Source organism: Halochromatium sp. (assembly GCF_046541315.1).
In the GTDB taxonomy this organism is placed as follows: domain Bacteria; phylum Pseudomonadota; class Gammaproteobacteria; order Chromatiales; family Chromatiaceae; genus Lamprobacter.
The window spans coordinates 1-9036 of record NZ_JBKHDN010000111.1 but is presented as its reverse complement, the minus strand read 5'-3'; the positions used below and the strand labels follow the sequence as shown (position 1 = coordinate 9036).

The following is a 9036-nucleotide window of genomic DNA, read 5'->3' as shown; positions in this document are numbered from 1 at the left end:
CCAAATCAAACCTCTGAGTATAGCGCGCGCCGCGCAGGATCAATCATGGACATGGGCGCTTTCAAGGCACTCGAACTGCTCCTCATCGTCGGTGTCGTCGGCTACTTTTACATTCGCCAACGGCAGAATCTGCAACGACTCAAGGACGAGCGCGAGGCCAAGCAGGATCGGACCCACGCCGAGGAACGCTCGCGCGCTGACGCCGAGGAAACCTCGTCCCGGCACGACTAAGCTGTCGAAACCTTGGCCTTGGGGTACTTTCGATGGATAAGTCTTTACGCTTTGAGACATCTAGCATATCACCGCAGCAAGCATTGCCGGTCGAGCCAGGACAAGCAGCAATGCATTATCTCTGGCAGCTCGACCCCAATGCCTCGGGATACGTTGTATATTTCATCGTGCGACTCGACCAGCCACAGTCGGGCGATGTAACCGCATTGATCCGCGCCTTCGAGCGTGTTCGCGCTCTGCATCCAGCGCTGTGCTCGCGTTTTGTATCCGCAGAAAACGGACTCGTTCAGTATATTGAACGTGAGCGTCCGCTTGAGCTGCGTGAATACAGGATGACCCGAGAGGAGGTATTGCCGGCGACCATGAGCACAGCGCTCGAGAAGCCACTCGATCTCGCGCGCGGGGTTTGTCGTCTAGAACTCTTCAGGGTCGGAGATTCGGATCCCCCCATCGCCCTCTTCGCCCGCTTTCTCGTCCATCATATCGTGGTCGATGGCATCGCCATCGACCAAATTCTACATGATCTAGAGCACCGAACAGACCCTAGCTCATTCTCCAGAGCGTTGACCCTTTACGAGGCTGTCATCCGCCGTCGAAGCACCTATGAGAAAACACCGGCCTACGCACTTGACCAGGCCTTTTGGAGCGAGCAAGTGGCTAGGATCGCTGACCTGGAGTTGCCGCTTGATCATCCACGTCCCCCACGCCAAACCTTTAATGGTAGCGCTGTCCCTTTCGAGCTGGATGCGACCGCCTCCGATCGACTGATGGAGTTGGCGAGCCAGCCGGGCCAGTCCCTCCTCGCGATCCTGATCGCTGCCCACGCCACGGCACTTCACGGCTTAACTGGCGGCCAAACCGACTTCGCCATTGGCACGACCTTCCACAACCGAACCCGCGCCGAGGCGGCGTTGGTCGCTAATCTCAGCAATACGCTGCCGACACTGGCCGAGGTGACGCCGGAGACGTCTTTCAACGACTATGCGCAGGCGACTCGTCGCCGACTGATGCGCATTGCGCGCCACCGGCAGTTATTCACTGCCCACCTGCCACGGCCGCAGGTACGTACCGACCGCTCGCCCCTTTTCCAGACCCATGTTCTGCTGCATAACGCCGAAGTGGTGCGCCGTATTCAAGGTGAAACCGAGATCGCTTTCCAGGGTGTTTCGGGATGCGCGCGTTTCGTTGAGCAACGTCCACAGGAAGGGCAGTTCGAGCTTTCGATCGAGGCTGTGTATACCGGTGAGCGTCTCGCCTTTACAGTGAAATACAATGTTGACCTGCTTCGCCGTGACACGGCCGAGCACTTCGCCGCTGCCCTTGCCGACATTTTGGTCGACATTGCTTCCAACCCGGAGCGCAAGGTCCAAACGCTGGCTGCGCGTGCTGCGCGTCCGGCACCACCGAGCCGTGACCATATCGGCTACGCAGTCCCTGACCTCGGCGCAGCACTTGAGGGGCTGCGGGCCGTCCACCGTATCGCAAAGATCGAGGGGCCGCTGCACGACCCTCTCCAAGGTGCCGATCTCTGCATGGTCACCACCGCTGCAGGCGATCGGATCGAACTTGTCGCCGGCGAGGCCGTGCAAGGGCTGTTAGCACGCGGGGCTGGCCCCTATCACAGTTGCTACCGGGTCGAGGATCTCGAGGCTGAGATCGCAGCGCGCCGCAACGCTGGCCAGACACTGATTTCAACGCCCAGGCCCGCCCCCCTCTTTCACCAACAGCGTGTCGCCTTCCTATCCACCGCCCTCGGTATCGAGGAGCTATTGGAACGCCCGTCAACGCCGTCACGACGGCTCGTTGTCGCAGCTGATTTTACCGCCGCCCCATTGCAGGAACGCCTTGAGACATGGGCTCGCGCCCTCGGCTGGCGCCGGCTCGTGGAGATCGCTCCGACGACGCAGATAGCCGAGGCACTCTTGTCCCGCGACCCTGCGCTCGCGACTGACTCGGGCGAAGTGAACTTGATCCTGACCGCCGCCGACCCCGACTGGTCCGCTGCTGCTCGACGCGACTATCTAGACGGCCTATCCCGGGCATCCGAGTCCTTTGCAGCGCAAAGCCAAGCTCATACGATCCTAGCGCTCTGCCCCATGCCCGGGGTCCAAGACGCGGCCTGGCTTAACGCTGTCGCGGCCTCTCCCTATCTTGTCCGGCTTGATCTTGCTCGCCTTCTGCCGACACCGGAGTCGCTCGAGCATTTCGTTGATGCCGAGTCCTTTCGCCTCGGCCGAGTGCCTTACAGGCTACACGGATTTGACCATCTTGCCTTGGCCCTGGCGCGGGCGATCCACGCCCTCGACAAACGACCCCATAAGCTCATTGTGGTTGATGGTGACGATACCCTGTGGGCTGGCGTTGCCGCCGAGGATGGGGCGGAAGGGATTAGCGTCACTGAATCGCACCGCGCCCTGCAGACATTCTTGCTCCAGCAAAAAGCCCAAGGCGTTCTTTTGGCCCTCGCAAGCAAGAATGATCCAGATGACGTCAAGGCGGTCTTCGACCACCACCCCGAGATGCTTCTGAGTCTAGACGACTTCGTCGCAACGAAAATCAACTGGGCTCCCAAGCCCGAGAACGTCAGGGCACTCGCACAAGCCCTCGATCTCGGCCTCAATAGCTTCATCTTTGTCGATAACAATCCGATCGAATGCGTTCAGATGCGCACGCATTGTTCGGAGGTGATGGTAATTGAACTCTCGTCAGAACTGGATATTCCTGCCTATCTCCACCGGGTCTGGACTTTTGATCACATCCAAACGGGCACTCAAACCATCGACCGTACCGCGCTCTACAGAGCCGAGGCACAGCGCGAAGCCGCCCGCGCTGAAACACAACAGTCGCTCGTCGACTACATAGACGCACTTGAGTTGGAGCTGAGTTTATTCCCACCCGATGAGACGCATCTTGCACGCGCTGTTGAACTCACCCGCCGGACCAATCAGTTCAACCTCAATGGTTACCCCGCGACAGCGTCGGAACTTCGCGATGACCCATCAGCAGGACGCCATGTCCGTCTCGTTTCCGTTCGAGACCGGTTCGGGGATGACGGCATCGTCGGACTTGTCGTCCTAGAACTCGGCGAGCAGGGCCTGGCGTCTCTTCGCCATTTCCTGCTCAGCTGCCGTGTCCTTGGGCGGGGCATCGAATATCGAGTTCTACGGGATACGGCCAATATCGCCGCCACTGCGGGTGCCCAATGGTTGGCGTTCGATGCCGTGGACACAGGTCGGAACACTCCCTTGCAGGATTTTTTGAATAAGATAGGGGTTCCGCTCTTTCAAGGCGCGACCCTCTCTACGGAAGCTGCGCGGGCGCTTGACTGGCGACAGGCGCTCACTCAGCCCGTACCGGCTATCAACCGGCGGACTGACACCAGAGCCGCAGACACCGTCAGTGGCCCTGCAAAGCGCTCTCCTGTGTCTCTAGCTGGTAGCCCGGTTGCGGCAACTGTCGCACCAGAAGTGCTCGACTGGATCGCGCGAGCGTTGGATAACGATGCGGCGCTATCACGGTTTTATCGTCCCTACGCGTGCAAGGAACCGTCGTCAGCAGAGATTGACGACACCAACGATACCACCCTGTACAGCCAGGTCTTCGGGCTTGCGGCGCAAACGCTTGGAACGGAGGTCGTCGATGCCTCCTTGAGCTTTGCGGAACTTGGCGGCGATTCGTTGGCTGCGGTCAGTTTTCTCGCTGCCGTCAACCACGCCTTTGGCACCGACATCAATCTACTGGAACTGCTCGACGCCGACAGCTTGCAGGTCTTCGCCGATCGCCTTGCACGTCGTGATCGGCGCAGCGCGCAGGTGCTGCGGGAGCCGTCGGCAGCGGCAGCATCGCAGCTGGTCCTCGTGTATCCGTCAGGAGGCGATTGCAGCTGCTATGGACCTTTGGTCGAGGTGCTTGCCGCAGACTGCCGGGCGATCGCCGTCAACCCCTCCTCGGAAACGACGGCAAAGAGCCTCGTCGAACTCGCACAAGAGGGTCTTGCTTGCGCCCAAAAGCTGCTCGATCCCAACCTACCCACCGTCTTTGCCGGCTGGTCACTCGGGGCCACGCTTGCGCATAGTATGGCGCAACAGTGGCGCGCCACCGCTCATGCCAACATCCGTCTTTTTATGATAGACCCCATCCGTCCGCCCACAGCGCCGAGCGAGCCCGAAGTTCGTGCGCTCGTGGACAACATGCTCGAACGGATCGCGCTCGGCGCCGCGCCGTCGGCATCGGCCCGTCTGGCCTTGGAGACACGCGTTGCGCGGGAGTTGACTCTGCTAGCTGCTCACCGACCGGTGTCTCTATCAGTCGAGGCATCCATCTTCCTCGCCTCGCAATGCTTCGCTGGTTCGGACTGGGACACCGAGACGCTCTGGCGGGAAGCCCTCCCGAATGCTGTCATTCATCGACTCGATGGCGATCATGTCGACCTGCTCCGACATACTCAGACGCGAGAAGCCCTGTGCGCATTCGTATCGACCTGAGTCGATCGGATGCGTGCTGAAACAGGATCAGAGCGCGAGCACCGCTAAAGATCGACGCTCAAATGCTCGTCATTCGCCTTGCGCTTCAGCGCCTGCCGCCGCGAGTGCCGCCAGGGCGTCGGCGTGACCAAGCCCTGCCAGCCCCAACGCAGCCAGTCCAACAGCCGCCACGCCAGCCAGAGCGCCCAGGCCAGCATCAGCAGCCGATAGATCCAGATCGGCACCGAGATCACCGTCACCGGCGCGGTCTGTTGGCCACTGCGGTCCAGATACCAGTTCAGCTCGGTCGCACTCGAGTCATTGCCGGCGACCTGCATCGCCGGGCTGCCGAGCAAGCCCTGCTGCACCGCGAGCATGAGCAGGCTCAGCGCGGCGATGCTGAGCAGCACCAGCCCGAGCTGCATCAGATTGAACCGCCAAGGCGCAAGCTCATCCCCATCCTCGGCCACCTCCTCGTCCCCATTGCCGCGCTGACCAAACCGCCGGCGCAGGCCGAGCGCGAACAGCCAGAGCACCACCAGCGCCCCGACCCAGATCGAGACCTGACTGAGCCCGATTCCCAGCAGCAGCCAATCGCCGACCCCGAGCGGGGTCAAACGCGCACGCGCCAGGATCAGCGCCAGCAGCGCGATCACCAGCAGCAAGCCCCAGAACTGCACCGCCGGTCCGATGCCAGGACCGCTGGCCCACAACAGCCAGCGATCGGCACCGAGCCGAATCCGGGTCTCGGCGTTGACGCCGTCCACGCCGAGGGTCACCGGCGCCGGCTGGTAGACGACAGCGAGCCCATCCGGTTGTCGCCAGCCGATCTCGATGTGCTGACTGCCCGGCACCAGCGCCAGATCGACCGCGTCGTCCTGGGCTGGCAGCGGTCGCGACTGCCCATCGACGCGCAGCCGGGTTGGCTCGGCACCCGCGGGCAGCAACAGCGGATGCCGTCCACCCTGACTGCTGCGCAGGCTGAGCTGCAACAGCGCCTCGCTGGAGCGGCGGCCCGGTTGGAGCCGATAGTGACTGCGGTCGAGGGTGAGCGTCGGCCCGGCGACGCCGAGCGGGCGCGACAGCGACAGGTTCAACACCTCGCCGGGCCAGGGTCGGTAGGTCGGCACGGCCTGGGCGTCGCCATCGGCCGGCTGCACCGCCGGCACCCCGTCGGCGCGCAGATGCCAGATCGGGCTCACATGCAGGCGCCATTCCTCGGTCAAGCGTGGATCGCTTGCCGCGCGCAGCGCGAGGCGATCGACCGGCCGCAGCACCGACCGCCAGCGCATGCGCGCGCGCCCCGGCGGCAACGAGACCAGCACCCCGGCGGCATTGACCTCGACCCCGGAGGTCGTCACCGATTCGCCATCGATCAGCGCGACGCGCAGGCTCACCGATGACCCCAGCGGCGAGCGCCGCTCGACCTCGGTGATCAGCTCCCAATCCACCCCGAAGCGCAGGGTGCGGGTGACCTTGAGCAGCGGCGGCCATTCGGTGTGCATTTCAGTGTCGGACTCGCCGTCAGGCTCCGCGCTGGCCGCAAGCCCCTCGGCATCCTGCTGCCGCAGCAACCGCAGCTGATCGCTCGGCACCCCATCGGCACCGACCCCTTCGAGCTGCCAGACCGGATCGAGGCGGGTCTCGACCAGCCGTGGAGGCAGCGGCAACGGGATAGAGACCTGATCGAGACCAGCGAGCGAGCCGGACAGGAGCAGCAGATGCCGACCGCTCGGGATCGGCACCGCCAGATCGCCATTGGCCAGGCCCAGCAGCCGCTCCAAGGGCTGACCGTCGAGGTCGATCCGGCTCGGCGACCACCCGTTGCGGGCGCCCGGGATCGGCAAGGCGACCGCCTCGGCCGCATCCACGGCCAACAGCAAGCGAAGCGCGCTGGGCGAGGCGTCGAGCACCAGCCGCGCGATCTCGGCGCAACGCGGAACGCAGTCCGGCGGCGCCAGCAACCGCTGTCGCAGCTCGGCCAGCAGGGATGCGGGCGGGAAGTCCGTGCTGTTCGCCGCCGGCGTCAGGCGGCGCGGAGCGGTGGCGATCTGTCCATCGGATGCGGATACGGACTCAAACGCCGTTTGGTGCGCCGGTTGGGAGACGAGCCTGGGCTGTTGCTCGACCGCCGATGGGGTTGCCGCAAGGGCGGGACTGGATGGCAGCAGCCACAGCGACCCGATCAGCGCCAACCCCAGCAGGCTGCCCAGCGCGTGCCTGTTCGCTGCCTGCGCGCTCGGCGAGCGGGGCGGCCACCGCCGCAGCCGATCCGGTCGCGGATCGGCGAGCCGCAACCCCAGCAGCGTCACCAGCACCAGCGTGATCAATGCCAGCGGCAACGAGGCCGAGGCGGGCAACAGCCAGAGGCGCAGCCGATGATCGGGGGGCATCGGCCCGCTCCAGCTGAGCTGGAAACGGCGCCAACTCCAGTCCGGCATCCCGGCACCGGTCTGCAAGCGCGCGTCTGGGTCCAGGGTTGGCAGCAACCGTGGCGCCGAGGCCTGGTCGGCGCCGGCGGTGGGAGCGGCTGACTTGAGGCGCGAACGCTCGGCCTCGAGGCTAGAGCCGACCTGGTCAACGGCGCTTTGCGGGATGAGCCAGCCGACCGGGCCAAGACCCGGCTGTTCCAATTGCGGAAACAGTCCAGCGCGCATCTCGGTGACCAGGAAAGGCACCGCGATCAGCACCAGCGCCAGCAATGCCAGCCGATGGTAGAACCGCACCAGCGCCGCCAGCCAGGGCGGGCTCTGCGCGGTTGCCGCGTCGTCTCTCCCCGGCAACAGTCGCAACAGCGCGGCGGCGGCGATCAGATGCAGCCAGACCCAACGCGGCGCGCTCGGCTCCTGCCAGGTCAGCACCAGGGTCAGCAATGCCAGCAGCCCCCAAGGCCAGCCCCAGAGTCGGATCACCGCCAGCGCGGCGATCAACACCAGGAAGAGATCCAGCAAGGACCAGCGCGCCAGCCAACTGTCCGGGAGATTGTCGACGCCCGCCACCGCCAACAGATCCCAGCCTGGCGGCAGGGAGAGTTGCGTCGAGACATGGCTGAGCGGCAGATCCCAGCCCGAGCCGGGCAGCTCCAGCCACCAGCCGACGGGTCCGCTGTCGATGCGCGCATCGGCGGTCAGCTCAAGCCGCGTCCCGCGCACCTCGACGCCTTCGCGGTCAGCTTGAGCGTCCCGAGTGTTCAGGCGCGTGATCAGGCGCGGCTCGCCATCGACGCGGACCTGCCCAAGCGTCAGCGGCGGCTCGGCTTCGATCCGGCGACGCGTTTGCAGTCGACCGCTGAGGCGATCGCGCAGGCTCAGCCCCGCCGCATCGAAGTCCAGTCGCATGACGCGCTCGAGGCGGATCTGATCGGAGCCGGATGCGCCCCGGCTGAGCGGTTCCAACCGCAGTGTCTCGCCAGCGCGCATCAGGTAGGCCGGCAACGCTTGCCAAGCGGCGGGCAGGCGCGTCTGGCGCGGATCGATCGGCTTGACGCCAGCGAGTTCGACTTGGCGCAGATCGGGCCGGGCCGCGAACACCCAGATCTCCTGCGGCGGCCAGTGCGACGCCGATGTCGGCGCGAGTCCCGATGTTGGCGCCGACGCCAACTCGGATCCTGGCGCCGATGTCGGCTCGGAGGCGAGAGTCGATGACGTCGCTGACCCCGGCGCGGAGATGGGCGCGGACGGCCGTTGCGGCAGACTGAGTGCCGACACTGGCCCAGGATGATGACTCTCCAACGTCAAGACCCAGCGCCCGGGACGTAATTGCAACTGCAGCCGGTACTGGCCCTGCCGCGAGTGCTGTTCCGACGCCGCCTCGGGCCGTTCCTCGGACGCGATCAGGCGCGCCGGCAACGGGCTCTCGAGACGCAAGGGTCGCCCACCGGGAAGCAATATCGGCCCCAGCAGCAACTCGCGCGGCTGCCCCGAGACCTCGAGCAACAGACGCGTTTGCACGCGCAGCGGCAGCGAATCCTCGATGTGGCGCATCACCTCCAGCGACAGCGTATCGGGCTCCTGTGGCTGCTGTCGCGGACGCCGATCGGCGCCCAGCCACAAGCCGCCCTTGGCATCCAAGCGTGGCTGCTCGATCTCTGCCCCGTTCAGGCTCAGGCTGAGCAGGCCGACCTCGGCCGGGATCTCCAGTACCTCGGGCCGCCGGGGCCAGGCGAAGCGGCCGCCGATCCGGTGCTCGCCGGATGCGAGCCGCACCATCGGCCGGCCGTCGCGCGCAATCACCGCCACATCGACTTTATTCGCACCGGCCCCCTTCGTTCCGACCCGCTTCGCATCGGCCTCGTTCGCACCGGCCTCGTTCGCACCGGCCTCGTTCGCATCGGCCTCGTTCG

General features: G+C 65.0%; 3 protein-coding genes. 2 read left to right on the top strand and 1 reads right to left on the bottom strand.

Annotated elements, in window-relative coordinates:
- Together ACLFQI_RS08695 and ACLFQI_RS08690 are read left to right on the top strand one after the other, a co-directional pair.
- Positions 1–231: hypothetical protein (locus ACLFQI_RS08695; protein WP_410758537.1), on the top strand; the 231-nt coding region annotated here is incomplete at its 5' end.
- Between the two features lie 32 nt (positions 232–263).
- Positions 264–4715, top strand: coding sequence for an HAD-IIIC family phosphatase (locus ACLFQI_RS08690; RefSeq protein WP_410758536.1), 4452 nt, complete (start codon positions 264–266; stop codon positions 4713–4715).
- A 44-nt stretch (positions 4716–4759) separates the two neighbouring features.
- Here ACLFQI_RS08690 and ACLFQI_RS08685 read toward each other — a convergent pair.
- On the bottom strand, positions 4760–9036 hold a 4277-nt coding region (locus ACLFQI_RS08685; protein ID WP_410758535.1), incomplete at its 5' end, for a hypothetical protein.

What these genes read in the sequence shown, in the direction of transcription:
- ACLFQI_RS08690 (WP_410758536.1), top strand. Translation starts at nt 264, where the DNA reads ATGGATAAGTCTTTACGCTTTGAGACATCTAGCATATCACCGCAGCAA.